This is a genomic window from Nocardia sp. NPDC005366, from assembly GCF_040606855.1.
In the GTDB taxonomy this organism is placed as follows: Bacteria; Actinomycetota; Actinomycetes; order Mycobacteriales; family Mycobacteriaceae; genus Nocardia.
In genome coordinates this window covers 25,853-50,482 of the sequence record NZ_JBEXFQ010000039.1, presented here as the reverse complement: position 1 = coordinate 50,482, position 24,630 = coordinate 25,853, and the positions used below count along the sequence as shown (strand labels likewise).

Here is a 24,630-nt window from a genome sequence, read left to right as displayed (position 1 = left end):
CTCCCACCGACTCGCTCGTCGCAACCTCTCAATCGAGAGTGTTGCGACGACCGCATGAACCCGCCCACCCGCCGTGGGGCATTGCTCGAAATAACCTAATGACATAAGGTTAATTTCGATCGATTCGCGAGCGGTGGACGCCGCTGCACGCGTCGGGAAGAAGGAGTTTCGACATGTCCGCAGAGGACTTCCGCGAGGTGTACGAGCGGCACGTCGGTCATGTGGTGTCCGGCGATATGAAAGCCGCGCTGGCCGACATGGTCCAGGAGAATCTCGCCACCGTGTTCGACGGAGTGACCGTCCCGCGCGCCGCGGTCGACGGTTTCGAGATCAAGGATGTACGCGCCGAGGGCGACCTCGGAATCGGTGAAACCGTCTACGCGACCCCCGATGGTGTGATCGGGCTCCGGTCCATCTGGGAATTGCGCGACGGGCAATGGAAAGCCGCGCGACTCGAGAACTTTCCGGCCACCGGAACCTCGGCATGAGCGACGATCCGGTCGCCGTGCTCGAACTCCCGTGGGGACCGGCGGCCGATGGCCTCGATCAGCCGTACTGGGACGGTCTGCGCGCCGGTGAACTTCGACTGCAGCGGTGCGCGCGGTGTCGTGCATGGATCTGGGGCCCGCAGTGGATCTGCGGGAACTGTCACACCTTCGACCCCGGGTGGGAGCCGGTCGACCCCGTCGGCATCGTCTACAGCTGGTCGCGCAGCCACTACCCGTTCATCACCGAACTCGCCGACCGGGTTCCGTACGTGACGGTCCTGGTCGCGCTGCCGAACGCCGGAAACCGCAGGGTGCTCGGCATCCTCACCGGCGCGGACACCGATCGGGTGCGCATCGGCGATGCGGTGGCCGGACATATCGAACTCGACGAGGGCGCGACGTGGCCGCTGCTGCGTTGGCGTCGGACCGAGACCCGAGGAGTACAGGAATGAGTACGGCTCGCCTACGCGGGGCCGCCGCGGTCGTCGGCGTCTGCGAACTGCACTACCGGCGCGGCCAATCCCCGCACGGTGAGTTGCGGATGACGCTGGAGGCGATCGTCGCGGCCTGTACCGACGCGGGTATCTCGCCGCGCGAACTGGACGGGTTCGTCTCCTACGCGGGCGGCGGCCACGACGGCGCGATCCTCGGCGGTGCGTTGATGGTCGAGGAAGTGCGCTGGTCGAACATGATGTGGGGCGGTGGCGGTGGTGCGGTCGCGGCCGCGATCAACAACGCCGCGGTGGCGATCGCGACCGGGCAGGCCGAGACGGTCGTGGTGTTCCGGTCGATGGCGCAGGAGGACACCGGACGCCTCGGCTACGCGAAGTACTTCTACGGGCCGCACTATCTCGCGCACGGCGTCGGCTCGCCCGCCCAGGTATGCGCGCTGCGGACCCAGCGGCTGCTCGAGCACGACGGCGTGCCGCGCGAGGCGATGCGCGCGCTGGTGCTCGCCGCCTACCGGCACGCCCAGAACAATCCGACGGCCGCGGGCTACGGCAAGCCGTTGGACGAGGCGACCTACGAGGCCTCGCGGCTGATCACCGAGCCGTTCCACCTCTTCGACTGCTCGCGGGAGAGCGACGGCGCGGTCGCGCTGGTCCTGGTCTCCGCCGAACGCGCCAAGAGTATGCGACCGGACGCGGCCTACCTGCTGTCGGGAGCCCAGGGCGCACCGGGCGGCTATTCGTCGATCATCGACAACGACGACCTCTACACGTCCGCCGGATTCGCCGCGCGCCCCGGCCGTTCCGGCGTCGCCGACCGGCTCTGGGCGGGCGCGGGCCTTGGACCCGACGATGTCGACGTCGTGCAGGTGTACGAGAACTTCAGCGGTCCCGCTGTCGCGGCGCTGATCGATCACGGGCTGGCTCCGACCGGTCCCGCCGCGGGCGAAGTGCTCACCGTCGACAACCTCACAGCCGGAATCGGAAAACTGCCGGTCAACACCAGCGGCGGCAATATCGCCGACTCGTTCGTCAACGGCATGGGCCTCGCGGTCGAGGCCGTGCGCCAGATCCGCGGTACCTCGACCAATCCCGTACCGGGGGCGCGGACCTCGCTGTTCATCGGCGGGCCGATGGCGCCGCTGGTCAGCTCGACGCTGTTCGGCCACGAAGACACCCTCTGACAGCCAAGGACTGATATGCACACCAACACCCTCGACCGGCCCGAACTGTTCATCGGCGGCGCGTGGACGGCCCCGGAACTCGCCGACGGGTTCGACGTCATCGAGGCTGCCACCGAGAAGGTGCTCGGCGGTGCCGCGATGGCGAGCACCGCCGATATCGATGCCGCCGTCGCGGCGGCGGGGCGTGCGCTCGGATCCTGGCGAGCGCTGTCGCCCGCGCGACGCGCCGATCATCTGGACCGGTTCGCCGCCGCGCTCAACGCGCGGGCCAAGCAGACCGCCGCCCTGGCCAGCCGCGAGAACGGCATGCCGATCACGCTGTCGATCGGAGTCAACGGGTACGCGCCCGGTCTCATGGTCAAGTACTACGCGGACCTGGTCCGCCGGGCCGAGGAGTCGGATATCCGCCCGAGCGCGTTCGGCGGCCGCACCGTGGTTCGCCGAGAGCCGGTCGGGGTGGTCGCCGCGATCACGCCCTGGAACTACCCGCAGTCCCTGGCCGCGATGAAGATCGCCCCTGCGCTGGCGGCCGGGTGCACCGTGGTGCTCAAGCCCTCGCCCGAAACATCGCTGGACGCTTATGTTTTCGCCGATGCCGCGATCGAGGCGGGACTGCCGGCCGGTGTGCTAAACGTGGTGCCGGGCAGCCGTGAGGCCGGCGCCTACCTGGTGCGGCACCCCGGCGTGCACAAGGTGGCCTTCACCGGCTCCACGCCCGCGGGCCGTGCCATCGGCGAAGTGTGCGGTCGGCTGCTGCGTCCGGTGACGCTCGAACTCGGCGGTAAATCGGCGTCCCTCGTGACCGTCGACGCCGACCTCGAGCTGTTCGCCGCGAACCTGCTCGAGGTGTCGCTGGTGAACAACGGCCAGACCTGCCACGCGGGCACCAGGATCCTCGCGCCACGCGCGCTGTACTCGCAGGTGGTCGAGCTGGTGACCGAGACCGTGCGCGCCCTGGTGATCGGTGACCCGCTCGACCGGGCGACCCAGATCGGGCCGCTGGTCAGCGCCGCGCAACGGGATCGGGTCCTCGGCTACATCGAGGCCGGACGCGCCGCGGGGTACCGCGTCACGACCGGCGGCGGCGCGCCCGCCGACCAGACCCTCGGCTGGTACGTCGAACCCACCGTCTTCGCGGGAGTCGACAATTCGGCGCGCATCGCGCGGGAGGAGATCTTCGGCCCGGTGCTGACGATCACCGAATACGGCGACGAAGACGAGGCCGTGGCGATCGCCAACGACTCCGAATACGGCCTCGGCGGCACCGTGTGGACCACCGACGAGGAGCGCGGACTTGCGCTCGCCGACCGGATTCACAGCGGAACCGTCGGCGTCAACCACTACGCGCTCGACCTGGCCGCGCCATTCGGTGGCGTCAAGGCGTCCGGGCTCGGCCGCGAACTCGGCCCGGAGGGAATCGCGCCCTACTACAGCGCGAAGTCCATCTACTTCCGAACCCGCTGAGCCCGAACAGAACCACCGCACAGATCACACGGAGCAGATGATGGCACTTCCGCTGAACGGGATCCGCGTCCTCGACCTGACCGATGGCCTCGGCGAATCCTGCGGCCGGTACCTCGCCGAGCTGGGGGCCGAGGTGATCAGGGTGGAGCTACCGGCCGGATCACGCTCTCGCGCCGCGCAACCCGTCGTCGACGGGGTCAGCATTCCGTTCGCGTTGCGCAATGCCAACAAACTCGGTATCACGCTCGACCTCGATCACGACGAGGGCCGAGACAGGTTCCGGGAACTGGCCGCCGACGCGGATATCGTCGTCGAATCGTTCGGGCCGGGCGAACTCGACGGCCGCGGCGTCGGCGCGGCGGAGACCCGTGCCGTCGCGCCCGCGCTGGTGTGGGTTTCGATCACCGGCTTCGGGCAGACCGGCCCCTATCGGGACTGGGCCGCGAGTGAGCAGGTGCTGTACGCGTTGTCGGGGGTGTTGTCACGATCGGGCGCTCCCGGCGCCGAACCCTTGCTGCCACCGTCCGGCCTGGTCGAGGAGACGGTCGGGGCGTACGCCGCGTGGGCCGCGCTGCTCGCCTACTACCGTCGCTTGCGCACCGGCCGGGGGGAGACGGTCGACCTGTCCGCGTTCGAAGCGATGGTGCACGGATTCGACCCGGGCTTCGGCACCCAGGGGTCCGCGGCGGCGGGCCGTTCGGAGGACTTCCCACGCGACCGGCCCGACGCCGCCGATTTCTACCCGGTGTTCCCGTGTAAGGACGGACACGTCCGCATCTGCCTGCTGGCCCGGCGCCAGTGGCGCGGCATGTTCGAATGGCTCGGAGAGCCAACGGAATTCGCCGATCCGAAATACGACACGATTCCGGCCCGGTTCGCCGCCGCCACCACCCTGCATCCGCTGATCGAGCACCTGTTCGCCGAGCACACCCAACGGGAACTGGTGGAGGAAGGTGCGCGGCGCGGTGTCCCGGTCGGTGGCGTGCACACGTTGGCCGAGGTGCTCGAGGCCGAGCATTTCGCCGTCTCGGGAGCACTCGTCGACGCGGAAATCGCCCCGGGCCGCCGGGCGCGGGTGCCGTCCGGATACGTCTCGGTCGACGGTGATCGTGCCGGATTCCGTAGCAGGGCACCCGAACTCGGCGAACACAATGATTCGGTGCCGGTGTCCGCGCGGGCGGTCGCCTCGGGTGACCGGAATCCGGATGCCGCGCCGCTGGCCGGACTGCGCGTGCTCGATCTCGGCGTCATCGTGTTCGGCGCCGAACTGAGTCGCCAGTTCGCGGACTACGGGGCAGATGTCATCAAGATCGAGAACGCGAATTTCCCCGATGGATTGCGTCAGTCCAAACGCGGCGCGGCGCTCGCGGCGTCGGTGGCGTGGGGCCACCGCAACAAGCGCAGCCTCGGCCTCGACCTGCGCAGCGCCGGGGGAGCCGCGATCTTTCGCCGCCTGGTCGAGAACGCCGATGTGGTGCTGGCGAATTTCAAGCCGGGCACCCTGGCCTCGATGGGGCTGTCCTACGAGACACTCGCGCGGATCAATCCGGGGATCGTCGTCTCCGAATCCAGTGCCTTCGGCGGCTCGGGCCCGTGGCGCACGCGGCTCGGCTACGGGCCGCTGGTGCGCGCGTCCTGCGGCGTCTCGGCGTTGTGGCGCTACCCCGACAACGCCGAACTGCTGTGCGACGGCTCCACCGTCTACCCCGATCACATCGCCGCGCACATCACGGCGACCGCCGTGCTCGCCGCGCTGATCGGACGGACACGAACCGGGCGCGGCGCGAATCTGGAGGTCGCGCAAGCGGATACGGCACTGGTGCAGCTCGGCGTGCACCTGGTGACCGAGGGAATGCGCCCCGGCGCGGCGACCGCGACCGGGAACGTCGACCCGTACGCCGCGCCCAGCGGCGTGTACGCCTGCGCGGGCGAGGACGAGTGGTGTGTGGTCACCGTCGGTGAGGACCACCACTGGACCGCGCTGTGCGGTGTGCTCGATCGTGCGGACCTGGCCACCGATGCGCGGTTGGCCACGGCGGCGGGGCGTATCGCCCACCGGGCCGAGGTCGATGCCGTCGTCGCCGCCTGGTTACGCGAGCGCGATCCACTCACCGCGTCGGCGGCGCTGCAGGCGGCCGGTGTGCCCGCCGGTGCGATGCTGCGGCTGCCGCAACTGCTCGACGACCCGCATCTGGTCGCGCGCGGCACCTACACGACCGTCGAGCACCGATTGCTGCGGGCGGGACTACCCGCCACCGCGCGGGCGGCGGGCTTCGCCGAGATCGCGGACCCACCGACGAGGCCCGCCCCGGTCGCGGGCGAGCAGACCCGGTCGATCTGTGCGGATCTGCTCGGCATGGGGGTCGAGGAGATCGATGAACTGGTGCGCGCCGGGGTGCTGCAGCCACCGGCCGACGATCCTGCCCGGCACACGGCGGTGGCGAGGGGGTAGGCCCGGTCGGGTGGTGTCCGATCCTGACCGAAATGGTTACCCCACAGTCTGATCCGGCGTGCGCACCGTGCGGTGCCGCGTGCCGGTGCGCCGTTCGCCCGTACCTTCGCTGACGATCAACAAATGACAACAAACGATTTTTGTAATTTGTTGACGAGACGCACATCACTGCTATAGGGTCGAGTGGTCCGCCTCACAGAACGGTCGAGGCGTGAAAGCCGGAGCGCGAGAGATGCCGTACGGCACCCGCCCCTCGCTCCGGAAAGCCCCCCGCCGCGGCCATGCGCTCACGCACAGCGCCGCCGGGAGGAGTAGATGAACCAGCGAGAGGAACACGCATGGGACGAGTCGATGGCGAGGTCGCCTTCATCACGGGAGCGGCGCGGGGACGGGGGCGTTCGCACGCGATCCGATTGGCCGACGAAGCCCGTTACGTCACCGGCAGCGCCATGCCCGTCGACGCCGACTACCACAACCGCTGAGAAGGGCCGAAACATGAGCAGTACCGAAATCACCTCTGCCGCACCCCGGGTCGCCGACCGTGAGCAGGTCTTCATCGGCGGTCGATGGGTCGACTCGAGCGGCGAGGAGTGGATCGACCTGATCGACCCGTGGAGCGAGCAGCGGGCGGCCGGGATTCGCAGCGCGACCACGCAGGACGTCGCGAAGGCGGTCGCCGCCGCTCGCGCCTCCTTCGACGCGGGCGTGTGGGCCGCCAAGACCATGGCCGAGCGCGCCGATGTACTCGACGAGATCGCGAACCGACTCGAACAACGGGTCGAGGAATTGACCACCATCGGCGTACTCGAGGTCGGTATCCCGGTCGCCGTCAGCGGGCCCACCCAGCAGATGACCGCGGGCCTGTTCCGCGCGGTCGCCGCGGAAGCCCGCACCTTCGAGCTCCGCGAGGATCGCACCCGCGCCGACGGCGGCATCTCACGAATCCTGAAGGAGCCCAACGGTGTCGTCGCGGCGATCATCCCGTGGAACGGCCCGGTGGGAACCATCTCCTTCAAGGTCGCTCCCGCACTGGCCGCCGGCTGCTCGGTCGTTCTCAAGGGCGCTCCGGACGCGCCGCTTTCACCCGCGGTATTCGCCGACATCATCGCCGAACTCGTCGACGAGGGCCGCATCCCCGAGGGGGTGGTCAGCGTTCTGATCGCCGACCGCGAGGTGTCGGAGACGCTGGTCACCAACCCGGACGTCGACCACATCACCTTCACCGGTTCTACCGCGGCGGGCAGGCGCATCGCCGCGCTGGCCAGCGAGCGGATCGCCCGTGTCTCGCTGGAACTCGGCGGTAAATCGGCGGCCATCATCCTCGACGACGCCGACCTGAACCACGTGTTGCAGTCACTGCCGATGGGCGGCTGCCTGCAATCGGGACAGGCGTGCATCGCGCTGACCAGGGTGCTCGTCTCACGTCAGCGGCACGACGAAGTGGTCGCGGCGCTGACGGCGGCCTACTCGGCGCTGCCGATCGGGAATCCGTGGGAGCCGACCAATTTCCTCGGCCCGCTGGCGGGCGAGCGCCACGTCGAGCGCGTGCTCGGCTATATCGCCGCGGCCGAGGCCGAAGGCGCGACCGTCGTGGTCGGCGGCGGTCGCCCCGATGGGCTCGACCACGGCTACTTCGTCGCCCCGACCCTTATCGACGGCGTGCGCAACGATATGCGGGTCGCGCAGGAAGAGGTCTTCGGACCGGTCATCTCGGTGATCACCTACGAGGACGAGGACGACGCCGTCGCGATCGCCAACGATTCCATCTACGGCCTGTCCGGCGCGGTATACACCGAGGACCTGGAGCGAGGTTACGCACTCGCGCAGCGCATCAGGACCGGGACCATCAGCGTCAACGGCTCGGTCATCGACTTCACCCTGCCGTTCGGCGGATACAAGCAGTCCGGCCTCGGCCGCGAGGGCGGTGTGGAGGGACTGGAGGAGTTCTTCGAGATCAAGACCGTGCACATGCCCGCCCCCGCGCAGTAAACGCTCGCGCGGTGTCGTCCTGATGCCCCCGGAGAAGATTCTCCGGGGGCATCCGCGCGTCGCCCGAGCGGTATCAGACCGTGAGTTCGGCTGCCTCGGAGGCACTTTCGGGTACCTCGCGCATCACACCGTGGAGGAAACTGCGAATCATCTCCTCGAACAGTTGTTTCGAGGTGAGTTTGTTCGCGCTGATCGCGCGGGCCAGCGTCGGCTGCAATTCGCGATCCACATTGGGGAAGATCGCCCGGGTGCCGGTCGGGCGCATCGCCTCGGTGAGCGCGGCGCCGATCGTCAACCGCTCCATGCCGTCGAGGATCTGCACGTGTAGATGAACGGGCACCCCCGATTCCTCCAGGAACTGCGCGGTCTCCTCGTAGGTGCCGATGAGCAGATCCCGGGGGAGATAGCGCATGAGAATCGGAGCGGCATTGCGGTGGCGCAGGATCGACTTGCGCAGGTTGAGTCCCAATGTCACGAAAAATTCCGGCCAGTCGGGACCGGGGCGCCGTCGTGGCATGGGACCGGCCCCGGCGATCTGGCGGGCCACCGCGGCGAGGATCTCCGACTTGTCGGCGAAATGGTGATAGAGCGAGGGAGCTTGCACCCCCAGGTACTTGGCGAGCCTGGGCATGCTGAACGCATCGAGTCCTTCGGAGTCGATGATCTCGATGGATGCCGCGACCGTGGAGGCACGGCTGATCAGAGGCTTCGACGGTCGAGGCATGTCACGCTTTCGGTCGACAGTGCGCGCTCGGCCGGATTACCTAGCACGGTGAGGTAAATCGTAGTCACTGCCGGACGGGGTGACGATCATCGGCACGCGCTCGGCCAGGAAGCCGAGCGGTCCCTCGCCGAGGACATGGTCAGTGTCCGGAGGTGCCGCCGTCGACGGCGAGCGTGGATCCGGTGATATAGCTCGAGGCCGCTGCGGCGAGAAAGACGACGGCGGCATCGATCTCTCGTTGGGTCGCGGTCCGACCCAGTGGACAGCCGCGCAGGAATTCGGCGAGCGTCTCGGCGGGCATCTCGCCGATCATGTCGGTGTCGACGAATCCGGGTGCGATCGCGTTGACCCGGATCCCCTTTCGACCCGACCACTGGTTCGACAGATCTCGGGTGAGGCCGATCAGTCCCGCCTTGCTCGCCGCGTACGCGGCTTGCGGCAGCACCGATGTGATCAGGCCGAGCATGCTCGAGACATTGATGATGCTCGACCCCGCCTCCATCACCCGGGCGCAGGCCTGCGCGGCCCAGTACGCGCCGAGCAGATTCACCTCGATCACGGCCCGAAAATCCTCGGGTCTTTCCCTGGTGGCCGGTGCGGCATGAGTCACGCCCGCGTTGTTGACCAGTATGTCCAGTCGTCCGAAGGCCGCGATCGTCGCGTCGGCGAGCGCGGTGCACTGATCCGGGTCGGTGACGTCGGTCGGCACGACCAGGCACCGGCGTCCGAGTTCGGTGACCGATGCCGCCGCCGATTCCAGGCTCGCCCTGCGTCGGCCCGCGACCACGATATCCGCGCCTGCCTCCGCGAGTGCCCTGGCGAACCCGGCGCCGAGACCGCTGCCCGCCCCGGTGACCACCGCGACGGAACCGGTCAGCCGGAACAGGTCGAGGACGGATTCGGGCTCGGATCGTGTCGTCGTGCTCATACCGGGCTGCTCCACTCTTCGAATGTTCGGTATCAGGGTCCGTGCGAGAAGTTCGCACGATTACCTAATAACATAAGGTACTAGGAGAGAAGCCCGTAAATCTATGCTCATAAGGTTTAACTGAACTCGGTGCGCCTACGTCCTCGCGCACCGGGTGTGAGTGCTCGAAACACGGCCACTCGCCGAATCGATTTCACGGTGGGTTCGGATTCGGCGGCCGGGTGGTGCTACCCCGAGCGGTGCGACGGAAGTCAGGAAGCGGGAACGAACGACGGCAGCACGAAATTCTGGAGCATCTCGCGGTGCGACGGGTCGGCGGGATCGTCGTAGTCGAAACGGCCGACGAGAATGAGCTGGACCAGGCCGAGCCATTCACAGGCCTTCTCGTTGTCGATGTCGGCGCGCATCTCGCCGCGTTCGCGGGCCTGGTCGAGTACCGGCCCCCACATCTCGAGGGTGAGACTGCTCGCCAACTTCGAGGTGCCGATCACCGCCGCGGCGAGGTCCATGTGCTCCGGGCTGACGATCAGACGGATGAGTGGATCCTTGCGTCCGTGGTCGACCAGATAGATGAGCCCGTCGACGAGCTGGTCGCGGAAATGCGCGCGTTCGAGCACGTACTTGGTGCCGCGAACGAAGAGTTTGCGGGATCGCAGCCGGATGAGTTCGGCGATGAGCGTGTCGCGGTCGCGGAAGTATCGGTAGATTGTCGGCCGTGACACTCCCGCGGCTTTCGCGATGTCGTCCATCGTGGTCTTCGCGACACCGAAATGGAGGAAGGTCGACTGCGCTGCCTCGAGTATCTGCCCGCGTGCTTCCTCGACGTCCCCGCTGAGCACGTTGCTGTTACGTCGAGCCATGTCTTGTCCTGCCCTCCACGGGATTGATTGCGGACCCAGCGCCCACTTGACGATACCCGTAATACATCGGACGTTCATCGTCCACGTAGCCGGGGCGTCGTGTCGTGGTCGCCGGAATCCGCGCGACGCCGGTGCCGCGTTGTCCGGATAGCGGCGGACCGGCGCCGATGAGGACGGAACCGGGCCGACGGCGTGACGCTGGGTGACTACTGTCACGTCTCGTCGGCCGGGCGCGCGGTGCCACTCGCGATCGAAGGAGGCGCGACGATGATGTGCATCGTCGCGCCTCCGGATTCTGGCTGGGTCAGCGTTCTGGTGTGAAAACGATCGGTAGCCGGGCGCATCCGCGGACCTGGCTGGAGTGCATTACCGGGGGGTCGGATTCGACGAGGGCGTAATCCGGGATGCGTCGGTGGATCTCCTCCAGCGCGAGCTTGAGTTCGATCCGCGCCAGATGCGATCCGATGCAGCGATGCGCTCCCGCGCCGAACGAGAGGTGCCGGTTGGGCAGTCGGTAGAGATCGAGTTCCTTCGGATCCTCGAACTCCGCGGGATCACGGTTGGCCGAGCACAGCATCAGGATCAGCTGATCGCCCTCACCGATCGGGAAGCCACCCAATTCCGTTGCGCGCGTGGCTCTACGGCCCGGAATCACCGCCGCCTCGATCCGCAGGATCTCTTCGACGGCGGTCGGGATGACGCTGTCGTCATCGATGATCTGCTGACGCCGATCGGGGTTGTTCGCCAGATGGATGACACTCCACGCGAGCGAGCCCTGGACGGTGTGCAGACCCGCGATCAACAGCAGGAAGAACATGCGGTTGAGTTCTTCGTCGGTCAGCAGGCGCTTGCCGCCGTCGAGCTGGAACTCGGTGTGGATCAGCTGCGAGGTCACATCGGTGCCGGGGTTCTGCCGACGCTCGTTGATCATGTTCTGGAAGTAGCCCAGCATTGTGAAGGCGGCCTCGCCGCGCGCCTGGTTGGACTCCTCCTCACTGGCACCGGGGACTCCGGTGAGGATGATGTCGGTGGCGTCGGTGAAGACCGGTGCGTCCTCGATCGGCCAGTCCATCAGCGCCAAGAACACGCGGGTGGGCAGTTCGTGGGCGAATTCGGCGATGAATTCGGCCTCACCCTTGCCCGAGAATCCGTCGATGAGTTCGTTGACGACACCCCGGATGTCGTCCTCGAGCGCCTTCATGCGGGTAGGGCTGAACAGCGGTTGCAGCGCGAGGCGGTAGCCGGTGTGTTCGGGCGGGTCGAGCTCGATCGGAATGAATTTGCCGAATCCCGCCGTCGTGGTCACGAGGTTGTTCGGGTAGCTGGAGAACGTCTCGGGGTCGCGCAGGACCTCGTGGATCTCCTTGTACCGCGTCACGATCCAGTGGCCGCCGTGCGCGGTCGAATAGACCACGGGGCCCTTCGCGGCGAGTTCGGCGACCCGTTCCTGGACGGTGTCGACCGGGAACGCGAGCGAGGGGTCGTAGACATCGAAATCGACGACGAGGTCGGGGGGTACTTCAGCGGCAGTGGTCATCGCGATTGTTCCTCGAGATCGGAGAGTTGCGACGCGTGTGTCAGCGACAGCGCGCGTTCGGGGCAGACGGAGACAGCGGTGTCGGCATCATCGAGATGTTCGGCGAATATCGGGTCGACGAGTACGACCGGATCGCCCTGCTCGTCGGGTTCGACGAGCGCTGGGGCGACCGCATAGCACATGCCGTGACCGGCGCAGGCGCCACGATCGACGACGAGACGAGCAGGAGCGTCGGTCAAGGTCACAGATCTCCGGGCGAGCCCTTGTCCTCGGCGAACCACATGCCCACGCGGGAGAGGGTGCCGCCGTCGGTCGAGGGCAGGACGAGTCCGGAGATGTAGGCGGAGTCGTCCGAGGCGAGGAACAGCGCGACCTTGGCATTGTCGACCAGTGTCGGCGGCCGGTCGAGCTTGAGCGGAATCGGCGAGATCGAGGAGTCCCACGGGCCCGCGACCTGTTCGTAGGACTGGCCGACGACCGGCGAACCGGCGGGCATGAGGAAGTTGGGCGACATGCCGTGGGTGGGGGCGATCGCGTTGACGCGGATGCCGTACTGCCCGAGATCCAGGCTCAGGCCGCGCACCAGACCGTTGACGCCCGCCTTGGTCGCCGAGTACAGCGCGATGTTGTGGTAGGCGACCAGCGAGGCGGCCGAGGAAGTGGCGAGGATGGTGCCGCCACCGTTGGCGCGCAGCGCCGGGACGGCGGCCTTGGCGGAGTAGAAGACGCCGCTCAGATTGACGCCGAGCACATGCTGCCAATCGGCGTCGGTGAGATCCTGGAAATCGACCTGCTCGCCCCCGGCGACGGAGGGGACGCCGCCGCGCGAGACCACGCCCGCGTTGGCGAACATGATGTCGAGCTTGCCGAATTCCTCGAGTGTGGCCGCGACAGCGGCCTGGACCTGGGTTTCGACGGCGACATCGGCGGTGAGCGCGATGGCGGTTCCGCCCTGTTCCTCGACCAGCTTGACCGTCTGGGCCGCGCGATCGGCATCGATGTCGACGACCGCGACGCTCGCGCCTTCGGAGGCGAAGAGCTGGGAACACTGACGACCGAAACCGGATCCGGCTCCGGTGATGATGGCGACTTTGCCTTCGAGCTTCATGGGTTGTTACTCCGCTGTCGAGGGATTGAATGCGACCGGTCCCGCGGATCGTCGCTGGGGAAAAGCGCAGCAGCCGGATCCGAGATGGCGCCCGGGCCGGGGCGGTATCCATCGCCGAGCGGATGGCGAGAGTGCTGTGCCTCACATTCGAAAGTACGGCACCGGACGAGTGACGTCAATCGTAATTTGTCAGCGAAAGAGGCTGAGAGACAATTGACGCAATCTGTAACGTGTCAGTACCCTGGTGTCGACCCGGTCATGGTCGCCCGGCCCCGGACATGACATCGGCGCACGGGTGAGGTGATTCGAGTGGCACGCGATCGACAAAAACCGTTGATGGACAACGATATCGAGTGCGCCACGCGACCGGAGGCGCTCACCGTGGAGGCCGCGCACCGACTCATGCAGCGCCATGCCCATTGGAGGGGATCGGTATGTGCCCAGCGGGCCGCGGCGCTGGAGTTGCTCGTCGCACTCGGCCGGTACGTGCTGGACTCGCGTCGATGCCATCTACGGGTGATGTGCGAATCCATCGGCCTGATACTCGACTTCCAGTGCGATCGGTCCGCGGCCGAGGCGTTCGCGTATCGCATGAGCGCACGCGCCGATTTCGGGATCGTCATCGACCGCGATGTCCATCCGGATATGCCGCCGCTGCCGTGCGCGCGGCTGTGGGCGGTGTGAGGCGGCACCGGATCCGCGGCTCGCGTTCGGCTGCCCGTGGGGGATCGCCGAGCGCATCCATATTACCTAATGTAGATAGGTTTTCGCGGCTGATGCGCCGTCCCTGTTTACTTATCGCTCGCTAAGTGGATAACCTGACGTCGAGCCCTCGGCAGCGCCGCGATCCGTTCGCGCGACGGGTCGGCGGCCGGAGGAGGAATGGCATGGCAGACACGGTTCTGACGGAATTCGGCGACGGCGTCGCGGTGATCACCATCAACCGCCCCGAGGCGCGCAACGCCATCGATCGTGCGACCGCGGAGGGTATCGCGGCGGCGGTGGACGAACTCGAGAGCCGATCCGATCTGGTGATCGGCATCCTGACCGGCGCGGGAGGCACCTTCTGTTCCGGAATGGATCTGAAGGCGTTCGTCCGCGGCGAGAATCCGATGATCCGCGGTCGCGGTTTCGGCGGCCTCGTCGAACGGCCCCCGACGAAGCCGCTGATCGCCGCGGTGGAGGGTTGGGCGCTGGCCGGCGGGTTCGAACTCGCACTGAGCGCGGATCTGATCGTCGCCTCGCGCGCCGCGAAATTCGGTATCCCGGAAGTCAAACGAGGACTCGTCGCCGCGGCGGGAGGACTGCTGCGGCTGCCGAAGACGCTGCCGTACCAGCTGGCGATGCAGATCGCGCTGACCGGTGAACCGCTGAGCGCCGAGGACGCCCACCGTCACGGCCTGGTCAATATCGTCTCCGAACCGGGCGCGGCCCTCACGGACGCGCGCGAGCTGGCCGCGCAGATCGCCGGGAACGCGCCGCTGGCGGTGCGGGCGACCAAACAGATCGTCGCCGGTGCGGTGCGGTGGACCGATGCCGAGGGATTCGCCGCGCAAGGCGCGGCGGTCGCGGAGGTGCTGGCGTCACAGGACGCGCAGGAAGGCGCTCGCGCGTTCGCCGAGAAGCGCGCGCCGCGCTGGCAGGGGCGGTGACGAGTCGATCGCTCGGATCGTCACGCAGGCAGCGGAACTGATCAGCGGTCGCCTCGCGGCCGTTGTGCGATAACCAGAGGAAGGACCGAAAGAGTGAAGATCGAGAACACCGTCGCGGTGGTGACCGGCGGAGCATCCGGACTCGGCCTGGCCACCGTGCGCGAACTGCACGGGCAGGGCGCGAAAGTCGTGATCGTCGACCTGCCCTCCTCCGCGGGCGAGACGGTCGCGAAAGAACTCGGTGACGGCGCGGTATTCGCCGCCGCCGACGTCACCGACGAAGCGCAGATCACCGCCGCGCTGGATGCGGCCTCGGCGCTGGGGGATCTGCGTATCGCGGTGAACTGCGCCGGAATCGGCAACGCGATCAAGACCGTCGGCAAGAAGGGGGCCTTCCCGCTCGCCGATTTCAGCCGGGTGATCAACGTCAATCTGATCGGTACCTTCAATGTGATCAGGCTTGCCGCCGAGCGGATTTCGAAGACCGAGCCGGTCGGCGAGGAGCGCGGTGTCATCATCAACACCGCATCGGTCGCCGCCTTCGACGGCCAGATCGGTCAGGCGGCGTACTCGGCGTCCAAGGGCGGCATCGTCGGCCTGACACTGCCGGTGGCCCGCGATCTGGCGAGTCTGCGGATCCGCGTCGTGACCATCGCGCCCGGACTGTTCCACACCCCGTTGTTCGCCACCGCCTCCGACGAGGTCGTCGCCTCGCTCGGCGCTCAGGTTCCGCACCCGTCCCGGCTCGGTGATCCGGTCGAGTACGGTGCCCTGGCGCGCCACATCGTGGAGAATCCCATGCTCAACGGGGAGACGATCCGGCTCGACGGCGCCATCCGGATGGCGCCGCGCTGAGCAGGTGTCGTCGCGCTGTCCGCAGTCCGATGCGATAGGTAGTTCATGGGTCGACGCAGTGACGATGTCGTGCAGCGGCAGTGGCGCCGGGTCGGGGATCTCGATCTGAGCCCGATCCTGTCCGCGGCCCTCGACGTGTTCTGTGAACACGGCTTCCACGGCACGACGGTGCGCGAGATCGCCCGTCGGGTCGGGCAGACGGTTCCCGCCCTGTACTACCACTACGACAGCAAGGAAGGCATGCTGGTCGCGCTGCTCGAACTGAGCACGAGCGATCTGCACCGGCGGGTGCGCGCGGCGGCCGACGCGGCCGGCGACGCTCCCGCGGCGCGGCTCGCCAACGTCATCGAGGCGATCGTGCTGCACATGACGGTGCGGAGCAAGATGGCGGCGCTGGACCCGGAGACGCGCCACCTGTCCTCGGACAACCGCAAACGCTACGCGGCGCGGCGCAAGGATATCGAGACACTGATGGTCGAGATCATCGAAAGTGGTGTGCGGCAGGGCGAATTCGTCGCGCCCGAGCCGGACGAGACGGCTCGGGCGTTGCTGGGCATGTGCCAGTCGATCGGACGCTGGTACCGCCCCGAGGGGGCATTGCGACCGCTCGAGCTGGCCGATCGGTATGCCGGCATCGCCCTGCGTGCCGTGGGTGCCGAACACGGCAGCGGCCGATAGCGAAACTCCGAAGCCACAGTGCGAGCCCGAGACGGCGTATCCGTCTCGGGCTCGCACTGTTTCGCGCTCTAGAGCCGTTCGATCAGGGTCGCGTTCGCCATTCCGCCGCCCTCGCACATGGTTTGCAGCCCGTAGCGGCCACCGGTGGCCTCGAGGTGGTTCAGCAGCGTGGTCAGCAGGCGGGTGCCGGAGCCGCCGAGCGGGTGGCCGAGGGCGATCGCGCCGCCGCGCGGGTTGAGGCGCTCGGGATCGGCGCCGAATTCGTGCTGCCACACCAGCGGCACCGGCGCGAACGCCTCGTTGACCTCGTAGGCGTCGATGTCATCGATCGACAGTCCGGACTTGGCGAGCAGTTTCCGCGTCGCGGGGATGACGCCGGTGAGCATGAGCAGGGGATCGCTGCCGGTGACGGCGAAGGTGTGGAACCTGGCGCGCGGGCGCAGGCCGAGCGCCCGCGCCTTCTCCTCGCTCATGACGAGCACCGCCGACGCGCCGTCGGTGAGCGGAGACGAGTTGCCAGGGGTGATCTTCCAGTCGATCTCGGGGAACCGGGCGGCGATGTCCTCGGAGTAGAACGACGGCTTCAGCCCGGCCAGACCCTCTGCGGTCGTATTCGCCCGCACCGTCTCATCGCGGGTGGCCCGGCCGCCGTCGATATCGATCGGGAGGATCTCGCTGGAGAAATCGGTGGCCGCGGCACGGGCGTGTGATCGCGCGGAGAACTCGTCGAGGGTGGCGCGGTCGAATTTCCAACGCGCCGAGATGAGTTCGGCCGAGACTCCCTGATTCACCAGACCTTCGGGATAGCGGGCGGCGACCGCGGGGCCGAACGCGTTCCGGCCGAGAGTCGCCGTGCCCATCGGAACGCGGCTCATCGACTCCACACCGCAGGCGATGGCGATGTCGTAGGCGCCCGCGATGATGCCCTGGGCGGCGAAATGCGCGGCCTGCTGGCTCGAGCCGCACTGGCGGTCGATCGTCGTGGCGGGCACGGCTTCCGGGAATCCGGCGCCGAGGACGGCGCTTCGCGTGATGTTGAGTGCCTGCTCACCCGCCTGGCCGACGCAGCCGCCGATCACGTCGTCGACCAGCGCGGGATCGACGCCGGTCCGCTCGATCAGCCCGGCCAGCACGGTCGAGAGCAATTGCGCCGGGTGGATGCCCGACAGCTGTCCTCCCGGTTTGCCCTTCCCGGACGGGGTACGGATCGCATCGACGATCACTGCGGTTGTCATGAAAGTTCCTCTCGAATGGCTTGTGAGGTGCGCGCAGGACCGGGATACCGGGAGGCATCCCGCGCCGCGGTTCCGATCAGGAACGAAGCAGATCCCGGTGGATGATCTGCTTCATGATCTCGTTGGTGCCGCCGTAGATGCGCTGGATCCGAGCATCGATGTAGGCCTTCGCGACGGGGTACTCCATCATGTAGCCGTATCCGCCGTGCATCTGGACACCCGCGTCGATCACCCGGCCCTGCAATTCGGTCGCCGAGAGTTTCGCCTTCGCGGCATCGACGGCGGTGAGCGTGCCCGCGTTGTATTCGCGCACGCACCGGTCGAGATAGGCTCGCGATACCTCGACGGCGGTCTGCAATTCCGCGAGAGTGAAGCCGAGGCCCTGGAATTCGCCGATATGCTTGCCGAACGCGGTCCGCTCACGCACGTAGTCGAGCGTCCAGCCGAGCACGGCCTCGGCCGACACCTGGGCGGCGATGCCGATGCCCAGCCGCTCGAGCGGCAGACTCTGCATCAGATAGCCGAATCCCTGACCGAGTTCGCCGAGCAGGTCGGTGTGGGGGACACGGACATTGTCGAAGAACAATTCCGCGGTGTCCTGGGCGTGCAGACCGACTTTGTCGAGTTTGCGTCCGCGGCTGAAGCCCGGCGTTCCGTCCTCCACGACGAACAGGCTGAACCCTCGCGAACCCGCTTCGCGGTCGGTGACCGCGAAGACGATGACGAGATCGGCCAGGATTCCGCTGGTGATGAAGGTTTTCGAGCCGTTGATCACCCAGGAATCGCCATCGGCGACCGCGGTGGTCTGGATCGCGCGCAGATCGCTGCCCGCGGCCGGTTCGGTCATCGCGATCGCGCCGATGGTCTCACCGGTCACGAATCCGGGCAGCCAGCGCCCGCGCTGCTCGGCATTCGCGTGACGCAGCAGGTAATTCAGCACGATATCGTCGTTGGTCGAGAACCCCGATTGCAGCGCCGACGCGCCGACGCGGGCGATCTCGGACTGGATGACCACCCGGAAGCGGTAATCGGTCTCGCCCGCGCCGCCGTATTCCTCGGGAACCGAGAGTCCGAGCAGGCCCTGTTCGCCTGCCGCGAGCCAGGTTTCGCGGTCGATCAGGCGATCGGAATCCCACTTCTCCAGCTTCGGCACGACGTGGCGCTCGACGAATCCGCGGACGGTCGCGGCGAAGAGTTCGTGGTCGGCCTCGAAAGGTCGGTCTTCAACGTAATCCTTCCCGTGTCGGGTTCTCGTTCCCGAGACGTCGTGTCACTGTTGTGTCAGCAGCTTCTGGGTTTCGCGCCGGAACACCTGGTTGGCGATCTCGTTCTGGCCGAGCACCATTCGGCCCGCGCTAGCGCTGGTCATACCGCGCTGCGAATCACGCAGCAGCGGGAAGTCCTCCGCGTGCAGCACGTCGAGCAGGATCTGCCAGTTCTTGTCCCACAGTCGAGTCCACCGCTCCTCGGTCATCCGGGTTTGTTCGACCGGAGGCACGATCAGTCGCATCTCCATCCGGCACCGCTGCGGATCGGTGGGGTGCGGACGGAAGGTGAGCAGCTGGAAGTGATCGGGCTGGCGCAGCAGTGTGCTGTTGGGCAACAGGAAATGCGTTTCGGTGACGTCGCTCGCGAGGCTGCGATCGCCGGGGTCCTCCTCGATCCACCGGTCTATCGACTTGCGCGGCGCGATGAATCGGCAGTGCCGCCCGAAGTCGTCGAAGGCCATCACGTTGGTGTGGATGTGCTTGGCGGCGGTATTCGGGTGCGCGTACTGGATGTGGTAGCCGTCGAGGAAGGCGTCCTGCATGATCTTCCAATTGACCGGCTCATCGAAACCCTCGGATTTCACGCAGATCTTCGGTCCCAGTTCGTAGGAATCGAGGATGGCGTCCATTTCCGGGCCGAGCCATGCGGCGACGTCGATGGTGGCGTCCGCGTCGTCGACCATCCAGATGAAACCGTGTCGTTCCTCGGTCGGTAATTCGATCAGTCCGAGGTTCGCGCGTTCGGCCTCGCCGAAGGTGTTGTCCCTGGTGATCGTGCGCAGGCTGCCGTCGGTGTCGTAGGACCACCGGTGGTACGGGCACGAGAACAGCCGGCAGCGGCCCTTCTCCTCCTTCTCCAGCAGCGCCCCGCGATGGCGGCACAGGTTCACCAGCGCCTTGACCCCGCCGTCGCGCTGGCGCACGACGATGATGTTGTTGCGCGGCATCTGCAGGGTGAAGAAATCGCCGGGGCGGGGGATCTCGGAGCCGTGCGCGACGATCGACGGCGACCTGCCGAAGATCAGGTCGCGTTCGCGCTTGGCGATCGCCGGGTCGGTGAACTCCTCGGGCTCGAACCAGGTGATGTGCTCGTACTCGTCGGTGGTGTCGTTGCGCAGGTGCGTCAGCGCACGGCGAATGCGTTCCTCGCGGGGAGCCCCGACCTCGGTCATGGCTTTCCTCCAATGTCTTTCGGCGTGCCCGGTGTCGCCATCGAAGTGGCAGGCAGCACCCGGCTGAGCTGTTGAGATTCCTTTCTAAATCTAACTCATGTAGGTTTGTGTGTAAACGGGAGGATCGAGAAGGAGTGCTGCGAGATGATCTCTTACGGCTGGTGTGAGCGTCTCGATGACGGCGACCGGGCCGAGGCGTCGACACTGGTCGCCGCGGCGGCCCGTTACGACGAGGAGGCGGGTTTCACGACGATCGAGCCGCGCGAGGTGCACTCGGAGTCGACCGGTCCCGACGAGGTCGTGTGGCATCTGCCGATCAAGGCGCGCCGCGATCTGAGCACGCGCGACGACGCGCCCGAGGTGATGGTGGCCTACCTCCGCCTCTCGATCGATCGCCACGGGCAGGCGAGTGTGGCGATGGTGGTCGATCCTCGCTATCGGTCACGCGGCATCGCGACCACCCTCGTCGAGGAATTGGGCCTCGACGTGTCGGCGCCGGGTGGCTGGTGCGGGAGGGGGGCCACGTCGCTGCGCTGCTGGGCCTACGGCAGTCACCCCGCGTCCGAACGGCTGACCCGGCGGTTCGACGTGCGGCCGGTCGCGCGGTTGTGGACGGTGCTGCGCCACCTGTCCGGACCGTTCGCGATGCCGTTGGAAACGGCCGAGATCCCCGACGGCGCGGTGATCGGCGAGTTGCCCGATCTCGCCGCACCGGCCGCGACCGCGCGGGTGCGCGATCTGCTCGAACGCGCGTCCCTGACCCGCTCGCACGTCGAGCAGTTCGGTGACGAGTTCGCCGACCGTGCCGGACGGGTGCTGATCGCTTCGGACGCGGCGGGGCGCGACCTGGGTTTCGTGTGGTTCGATCCCCGGCCGCGCGAGCATATGGAGTTGCGTACCGCGTCGGTGCGCGCGTTGATGCTCGCCGCGGACGTGCGGGGTTCCGGGCTCGGTGCGGCGCTGTTGACGCGCGCGCTCGTGCGACTCCGCGACACCGGCGCGCAACTGGCGCGGATGCGGGTCGACCCGGAGGACGAGGGCGCTGTCCGCATGCTGCGCCTGCTGTCGTTCGAGCAGGAGGAAGCCCACGCCTGCTATCAGATCGGCGACCGGATCGATCCGCCCGTCTATCGGCGCGGATGACCGGAACGGCGTGTGGTCACCCTCGCCGGGGGTGCGGCCACGGGGTCGTCGGCGGCATCACGATAATGCCGCGATTTAATCTAATGTCATAAGATTTAGTGAAGTTGTTCGAGAGGCCGATCGTGTTGGGAGTGACCGGATGAGTGAGGCCACGGCAGTGCAGGCGCCGAGGCGGATGCGGGTGGTCGCCAAGGACACGATCGCCGACGGCGTCGTCGCGGTGCGATTGGCCGACGCCGACGGTGGCGAGGTAGCGACGTGGGAGCCCGGTGCGCATATCGATCTCGAGCTCGAATGCGGTCTGGTCCGTCAGTATTCGCTGTGTGGCGATCCCTCCGATGTCGGTTCGCTCACCGTCGCGGTACTTCGGGAGGCGTCCGGACGCGGTGGATCCATCTACGTGCACGACAAGCTCGAGGAAGGCGATGTCCTCCAGGTCGGCGGGCCGCGTAATCATTTCGCCCTCGTCGACGCGCCGTCCTATCTGTTCGTCGCCGGCGGTATCGGCATCACCCCGCTGTTGCCGATGCTGCGCAACGCCGAGCGGCGCGGTGCCACGTGGCGGCTGCTGTACGGCGGCCGGACTCGTTCGGGTATGGCCTTCGCCGACGAGTTGGTGACCGCGTATCCCGAGGGTGTCGACATCCGTCCACAGGACGAGTTCGGGCTGCTCGATATCGCGGGCGCGCTCGATGCCACCGAGGACGGCGTGGCCGTCTACTGCTGCGGTCCCGAACCGTTGCTCCAGGCCGTGGAGGCGGCGGGGCGTGAGCGGCGGCTCGATGTCCACGTCGAGCGGTTCGCGCCCAAGGCGGTCGCCGAGGACGCCGTCGACGGTACGTTCGATGTGGAGCTGCGTCGCACCGGCGCCACGGTCGCCGTCGGCGCGTCCGAGAGCATCATCGACGCGCTCGAGCGGGTGGGAGTCTCCGTCGACTTCTCCTGCCGGGAGGGAACCTGCGGGACTTGTGAGGTCGCTGTCCTCGGGGGTGAACCCGATCATCGCGACTCGGTGCTGACCGAGGAGGAACAGGCGGCCGGGGACGCGATGATGATCTGTGTCTCGCGCTGCCGAGGATCGAGGCTGGTGCTCGACCTATGACTCGTTTAAACTACGGCCATTAGATAAAGGGTGACGGGCGTCACGTACGACTCGGGTGGGTCTGCCACACGCCGGATACCGCAACAAGGAAGTTGAGGAGAACATGGCAGCGACTATCGGATCTGCCCTGGGCTGGTGGGCCCGTTCCAAGGGAGAGCGGACCGCGATCGTCGTGGGGGAGGAGGCGCTGACCTACCGCGAGCTACAGGACTGGTCGAGCCGCATCGCGCGTTCGCTCGCCGATCGCGGCATCACGCGCGGGGAACGCGTCGGCGTTCTCGGGCCCAACTCGCTGGCCTGGCCGGTCATCGCCCTCGGCGCGATGAAGGCGGGAACCGTCCTGGTGCCGCTCAACCCCAGGCTCAAGCCCGCCGAACTGCGCAAGGTCGTCGACGACGCGGGTATCACCACGGTGGTGTTCCCCGTCGAATTCGCCGCAGCCGTGGACGAGACCAGGGCGCTCGGTGACGGATTCACCGGTATCGAATTCGGCGAGCTCGCCGCGCTGCGGGCCGGAGGCGTCGACGATTTCCGCATCGACCTGGACCCCGACGATCCCGCCGCGCTGCTGTTCACCAGCGGCTCGACGGGACTGTCCAAGGGCGTGATCTGCACCAATCGCACGCTGTTGAGCATCGTGTTCGAGGCCTCCCTCGTCGAGGAGGGGCTGCGGCCGGGCACCACGACGTTGCTCGTGCTGCCGCTGGTCTTCACCCCCGGTCTGGTGTGGGGTCTGCTCATGACGATCGTGCTCGGCGGGAAGATCGTGATCGAGCCGGAATTCGTCCCGGGTAAGGCAGCCCGGTTACTCGCCGAGCACGAGGTGCAGGCGATCTTCGGTGTGCCGCTGATCTTCGAGGCCATCTCGCGGTCGGCCGAGTTCGAGGAAACCGACCTGAGTTCGCTGCGCACCGCCATCGTCGGTGGCGCCGCGGTGCCGGTATCGCTGCTCGAGCGCTGGGCGAAGAAGGGCGTGGCGCTGCGGCAGATCTACGGCATGACCGAGGCGGGTGGCGTCGCCACCGCGACACTGGTCCAGGAGGCGGCGGACCACCCGGACACCTGCGGCACAGGCTCGATCTTCACCGAGGTGACGGTCGTGGCCGAGGACGGAAGTCCCGCCGAGCCCGGCGTCGAGGGCGAGATCCTGCTGCGCGGCCCCGGTGTGACTCCCGGATACTGGAACGACGAGGAATCGACGGCCGCCGCGTTGCGCGACGGCTGGCTTCACAGCGGTGACCTCGGCAAACGTGACGACCAAGGCCGCCTACAGTTCGTCGACCGGCTCAAGGACCTGATCATCACCGGCGGTATCAACATCTCCCCGGTCGAGCTGGAACGGGTGATCGGCGAAATCGACGGTGTCGAAGAAGTCGCGGTGATCGCCGCCAGTGACGCGCGATTCGGCGAGACCCCCGCCGCCATCGTGAAGGTCAACGGGGAGGTCGATGAAGCCGGGATCATCGAGCATTGCGATCGTCTGGTCGCCGATTACAAGGTGCCGAGGTACGTGATCATCAGGGACGAGCCGCTGCCGCGACTGCCCAGCGGCAAACTGTCCAAGACCGCGATCCGCGCGGAATACCGTGACGTCGCCGACCGTTTCGAGAAGCTGCGATGACCACGGCGCCGACGCCTGTCGCGGAGGCGGTGGTGCGGATCGAGCGCGACGGCGCGATCGCCGTGATCCGGCTGCATCGCCCGGAACGGCTCAACGCCTTCAACCAGCACATTGCCCGCCGATATCCGGATCGCGTCCGACACAGCGCGATTCGGTTTCGTCTTCACCCGTCGCGGGTTGGTGCCCGAAGCGTGTTCGTCGTGGTTCCTGCCCAGGATCGTCGGTAACGCCACGGCCTTGGAGTGGACACTGAGCGGCCGCATCGTGCCCGCGTCGGAGGCGTTGGCACGCGGGCTGGTGAGCGAAGTGCTCGCGCCCGACGAATTGCTGCCGAGAGCGATCCAGATCGCGCGATCGTTGGTGTCGGGGACAGCGCCGGTATCGGTCGCGCTGACGCGAGAACTGTTGTGGCGCATGCTCGGTGCCGAAGGGCCTGAAGTCGCCCACCGCGCCGAATCCCGTGGCATCTTCGCGCGCTCCCGGTCGGCCGATCTGCGTGAAGGCGTGGACGCCTTCCTGACCAAACGCGACCCGCGATTCGTCGACTCCGTCGCCGACGGATTGCCTTCACTGTTCGACTGACCGGAGAACTACGCGGCTGTCCGGATCCTGTGCCACAGGGTCCGGACAGCCGCGTTTCGTCTGTGGCCCGCACACCGCAGCAGTTTTACAGATGACGATTGACGTCATACGTAATGTGAAGTAGCGTTCTGTGAGGCAC

At 67.3% G+C, this 24,630-nt stretch carries 21 protein-coding genes and 3 pseudogenes; 15 read left to right on the top strand and 9 right to left on the bottom strand.

Going from position 1 to position 24,630, the window contains the following annotated elements; translation table 11 throughout:
* The first annotated feature begins 173 nt into the window (after nt 1-173).
* From ABZS43_RS31600 to ABZS43_RS31570, 7 genes and pseudogenes are all read left to right on the top strand, one after another.
* Nucleotides 174-488, top strand: coding sequence for a hypothetical protein (locus tag ABZS43_RS31600; protein ID WP_355039645.1), 315 nt, complete (start codon nt 174-176; stop codon nt 486-488).
* Nucleotides 485-940, top strand: a complete 456-nt coding sequence (locus ABZS43_RS31595; protein WP_355039644.1) for an OB-fold domain-containing protein — start codon at nt 485-487, stop codon at nt 938-940. The genes ABZS43_RS31600 and ABZS43_RS31595 overlap by 4 nt, the downstream gene beginning before the upstream one ends.
* Nucleotides 937-2,121 (top strand): transporter, encoded by a 1,185-nt coding sequence (locus ABZS43_RS31590; RefSeq protein WP_355039643.1) that lies wholly within the window; start codon nt 937-939, stop codon nt 2,119-2,121. Before ABZS43_RS31595 ends, ABZS43_RS31590 begins: the two co-directional genes overlap by 4 nt.
* 15 nt (nt 2,122-2,136) lie before the next feature.
* A complete protein-coding gene (locus tag ABZS43_RS31585; RefSeq protein ID WP_355039642.1) occupies nt 2,137-3,585 on the top strand; it encodes an aldehyde dehydrogenase in 1,449 nt (482 codons plus the stop codon).
* A gap of 40 nt (nt 3,586-3,625) precedes the next feature.
* A complete protein-coding gene (locus ABZS43_RS31580; protein ID WP_355039641.1) occupies nt 3,626-6,037 on the top strand; it encodes a CoA transferase in 2,412 nt (803 codons plus the stop codon).
* Nucleotides 6,038-6,375: 338 nt separating this feature from the next.
* Nucleotides 6,376-6,462, top strand: a pseudogene (locus ABZS43_RS31575) (SDR family mycofactocin-dependent oxidoreductase); the annotation flags it as partial.
* A gap of 70 nt (nt 6,463-6,532) precedes the next feature.
* Nucleotides 6,533-8,026 (top strand): aldehyde dehydrogenase, encoded by a 1,494-nt coding sequence (locus tag ABZS43_RS31570; protein ID WP_355039640.1) that lies wholly within the window; start codon nt 6,533-6,535, stop codon nt 8,024-8,026.
* A 73-nt stretch (nt 8,027-8,099) separates the two neighbouring features.
* Here the strand turns inward: ABZS43_RS31570 and ABZS43_RS31565 are convergent, their stop codons facing one another.
* From ABZS43_RS31565 to ABZS43_RS31540, 6 genes are all read right to left on the bottom strand, one after another.
* Nucleotides 8,100-8,750 carry a TetR family transcriptional regulator gene (locus ABZS43_RS31565; RefSeq protein WP_355039639.1) on the bottom strand — a complete coding sequence of 217 codons (651 nt, stop codon included), beginning with the start codon at nt 8,748-8,750 and terminating at the stop codon, nt 8,100-8,102.
* A gap of 139 nt (nt 8,751-8,889) precedes the next feature.
* Nucleotides 8,890-9,678 carry a glucose 1-dehydrogenase gene (locus ABZS43_RS31560; RefSeq protein ID WP_355039638.1) on the bottom strand — a complete coding sequence of 263 codons (789 nt, stop codon included), beginning with the start codon at nt 9,676-9,678 and terminating at the stop codon, nt 8,890-8,892.
* Nucleotides 9,679-9,929: 251 nt separating this feature from the next.
* Entirely contained in the window at nt 9,930-10,538 is a 609-nt protein-coding gene (locus ABZS43_RS31555) for a TetR/AcrR family transcriptional regulator (protein ID WP_355039637.1), read from the bottom strand.
* Between the two features lie 304 nt (nt 10,539-10,842).
* The gene (locus tag ABZS43_RS31550; protein WP_355039636.1) at nt 10,843-12,075 is read right to left on the bottom strand and encodes a cytochrome P450; all 1,233 of its coding nucleotides are present in this window, start codon (nt 12,073-12,075) and stop codon (nt 10,843-10,845) included.
* The gene (locus ABZS43_RS31545) at nt 12,072-12,314 is read right to left on the bottom strand and encodes a ferredoxin (protein WP_355039648.1); all 243 of its coding nucleotides are present in this window, start codon (nt 12,312-12,314) and stop codon (nt 12,072-12,074) included. Before ABZS43_RS31545 ends, ABZS43_RS31550 begins: the two co-directional genes overlap by 4 nt.
* 2 nt (nt 12,315-12,316) lie before the next feature.
* Entirely contained in the window at nt 12,317-13,183 is an 867-nt protein-coding gene (locus ABZS43_RS31540; protein ID WP_355039635.1) for an SDR family oxidoreductase, read from the bottom strand.
* A gap of 309 nt (nt 13,184-13,492) precedes the next feature.
* On the opposite strand from ABZS43_RS31540, the gene ABZS43_RS31535 reads away from it, so the two are divergent.
* From ABZS43_RS31535 to ABZS43_RS31520, 4 genes are all read left to right on the top strand, one after another.
* Entirely contained in the window at nt 13,493-13,867 is a 375-nt protein-coding gene (locus tag ABZS43_RS31535) for a hypothetical protein (protein WP_355039634.1), read from the top strand.
* Nucleotides 13,868-14,070: 203 nt separating this feature from the next.
* Entirely contained in the window at nt 14,071-14,835 is a 765-nt protein-coding gene (locus ABZS43_RS31530) for a crotonase/enoyl-CoA hydratase family protein (protein WP_355039633.1), read from the top strand.
* Between the two features lie 93 nt (nt 14,836-14,928).
* On the top strand, nt 14,929-15,690 hold the full coding sequence (locus ABZS43_RS31525; RefSeq protein ID WP_355039632.1) for a 3-hydroxyacyl-CoA dehydrogenase: 762 nt from the start codon (nt 14,929-14,931) through the stop codon (nt 15,688-15,690).
* 45 nt (nt 15,691-15,735) lie between these two features.
* Nucleotides 15,736-16,368 (top strand): TetR/AcrR family transcriptional regulator, encoded by a 633-nt coding sequence (locus tag ABZS43_RS31520; RefSeq protein WP_355039631.1) that lies wholly within the window; start codon nt 15,736-15,738, stop codon nt 16,366-16,368.
* Nucleotides 16,369-16,436: 68 nt separating this feature from the next.
* Here the strand turns inward: ABZS43_RS31520 and ABZS43_RS31515 are convergent, their stop codons facing one another.
* The 3 genes and pseudogenes from ABZS43_RS31515 to ABZS43_RS31505 form a co-directional block, all read right to left on the bottom strand.
* The gene (locus tag ABZS43_RS31515; protein ID WP_355039630.1) at nt 16,437-17,603 is read right to left on the bottom strand and encodes a thiolase family protein; all 1,167 of its coding nucleotides are present in this window, start codon (nt 17,601-17,603) and stop codon (nt 16,437-16,439) included.
* A gap of 76 nt (nt 17,604-17,679) precedes the next feature.
* Nucleotides 17,680-18,831 (bottom strand): annotated as a pseudogene (locus tag ABZS43_RS31510) (acyl-CoA dehydrogenase family protein); the annotation flags it as partial.
* 42 nt (nt 18,832-18,873) lie between these two features.
* Entirely contained in the window at nt 18,874-20,043 is a 1,170-nt protein-coding gene (locus tag ABZS43_RS31505; protein ID WP_355039629.1) for an SRPBCC family protein, read from the bottom strand.
* Between the two features lie 144 nt (nt 20,044-20,187).
* On the opposite strand from ABZS43_RS31505, the gene ABZS43_RS31500 reads away from it, so the two are divergent.
* The 4 genes and pseudogenes from ABZS43_RS31500 to ABZS43_RS31485 all read left to right on the top strand — a co-directional run.
* A complete protein-coding gene (locus ABZS43_RS31500; RefSeq protein ID WP_355039628.1) occupies nt 20,188-21,186 on the top strand; it encodes a GNAT family N-acetyltransferase in 999 nt (332 codons plus the stop codon).
* Between the two features lie 139 nt (nt 21,187-21,325).
* A complete protein-coding gene (locus tag ABZS43_RS31495; protein ID WP_355039627.1) occupies nt 21,326-22,288 on the top strand; it encodes a PDR/VanB family oxidoreductase in 963 nt (320 codons plus the stop codon).
* Between the two features lie 103 nt (nt 22,289-22,391).
* Entirely contained in the window at nt 22,392-23,909 is a 1,518-nt protein-coding gene (locus ABZS43_RS31490; protein ID WP_355039626.1) for an AMP-binding protein, read from the top strand.
* Between the two features lie 108 nt (nt 23,910-24,017).
* Nucleotides 24,018-24,491 (top strand): annotated as a pseudogene (locus tag ABZS43_RS31485) (enoyl-CoA hydratase-related protein); the annotation flags it as partial.
* Nucleotides 24,492-24,630: the final 139 nt, after the last annotated feature.

What these genes read in the sequence shown, in the direction of transcription:
- ABZS43_RS31600 (WP_355039645.1), top strand. Translation starts at nt 174, where the DNA reads ATGTCCGCAGAGGACTTCCGCGAGGTGTACGAGCGGCACGTCGGTCAT.
- ABZS43_RS31595 (WP_355039644.1), top strand. Translation starts at nt 485, where the DNA reads ATGAGCGACGATCCGGTCGCCGTGCTCGAACTCCCGTGGGGACCGGCG.
- ABZS43_RS31590 (WP_355039643.1), top strand. Translation starts at nt 937, where the DNA reads ATGAGTACGGCTCGCCTACGCGGGGCCGCCGCGGTCGTCGGCGTCTGC.
- ABZS43_RS31585 (WP_355039642.1), top strand. Translation starts at nt 2,137, where the DNA reads ATGCACACCAACACCCTCGACCGGCCCGAACTGTTCATCGGCGGCGCG.
- ABZS43_RS31580 (WP_355039641.1), top strand. Translation starts at nt 3,626, where the DNA reads ATGGCACTTCCGCTGAACGGGATCCGCGTCCTCGACCTGACCGATGGC.
- ABZS43_RS31570 (WP_355039640.1), top strand. Translation starts at nt 6,533, where the DNA reads ATGAGCAGTACCGAAATCACCTCTGCCGCACCCCGGGTCGCCGACCGT.
- ABZS43_RS31565 (WP_355039639.1), bottom strand. Translation starts at nt 8,750, where the DNA reads ATGCCTCGACCGTCGAAGCCTCTGATCAGCCGTGCCTCCACGGTCGCG.
- ABZS43_RS31560 (WP_355039638.1), bottom strand. Translation starts at nt 9,678, where the DNA reads ATGAGCACGACGACACGATCCGAGCCCGAATCCGTCCTCGACCTGTTC.
- ABZS43_RS31555 (WP_355039637.1), bottom strand. Translation starts at nt 10,538, where the DNA reads ATGGCTCGACGTAACAGCAACGTGCTCAGCGGGGACGTCGAGGAAGCA.
- ABZS43_RS31550 (WP_355039636.1), bottom strand. Translation starts at nt 12,075, where the DNA reads ATGACCACTGCCGCTGAAGTACCCCCCGACCTCGTCGTCGATTTCGAT.
- ABZS43_RS31540 (WP_355039635.1), bottom strand. Translation starts at nt 13,183, where the DNA reads ATGAAGCTCGAAGGCAAAGTCGCCATCATCACCGGAGCCGGATCCGGT.
- ABZS43_RS31530 (WP_355039633.1), top strand. Translation starts at nt 14,071, where the DNA reads ATGGCAGACACGGTTCTGACGGAATTCGGCGACGGCGTCGCGGTGATC.
- ABZS43_RS31520 (WP_355039631.1), top strand. Translation starts at nt 15,736, where the DNA reads ATGGGTCGACGCAGTGACGATGTCGTGCAGCGGCAGTGGCGCCGGGTC.
- ABZS43_RS31515 (WP_355039630.1), bottom strand. Translation starts at nt 17,603, where the DNA reads ATGACAACCGCAGTGATCGTCGATGCGATCCGTACCCCGTCCGGGAAG.
- ABZS43_RS31505 (WP_355039629.1), bottom strand. Translation starts at nt 20,043, where the DNA reads ATGACCGAGGTCGGGGCTCCCCGCGAGGAACGCATTCGCCGTGCGCTG.
- ABZS43_RS31500 (WP_355039628.1), top strand. Translation starts at nt 20,188, where the DNA reads ATGATCTCTTACGGCTGGTGTGAGCGTCTCGATGACGGCGACCGGGCC.
- ABZS43_RS31495 (WP_355039627.1), top strand. Translation starts at nt 21,326, where the DNA reads ATGAGTGAGGCCACGGCAGTGCAGGCGCCGAGGCGGATGCGGGTGGTC.
- ABZS43_RS31490 (WP_355039626.1), top strand. Translation starts at nt 22,392, where the DNA reads ATGGCAGCGACTATCGGATCTGCCCTGGGCTGGTGGGCCCGTTCCAAG.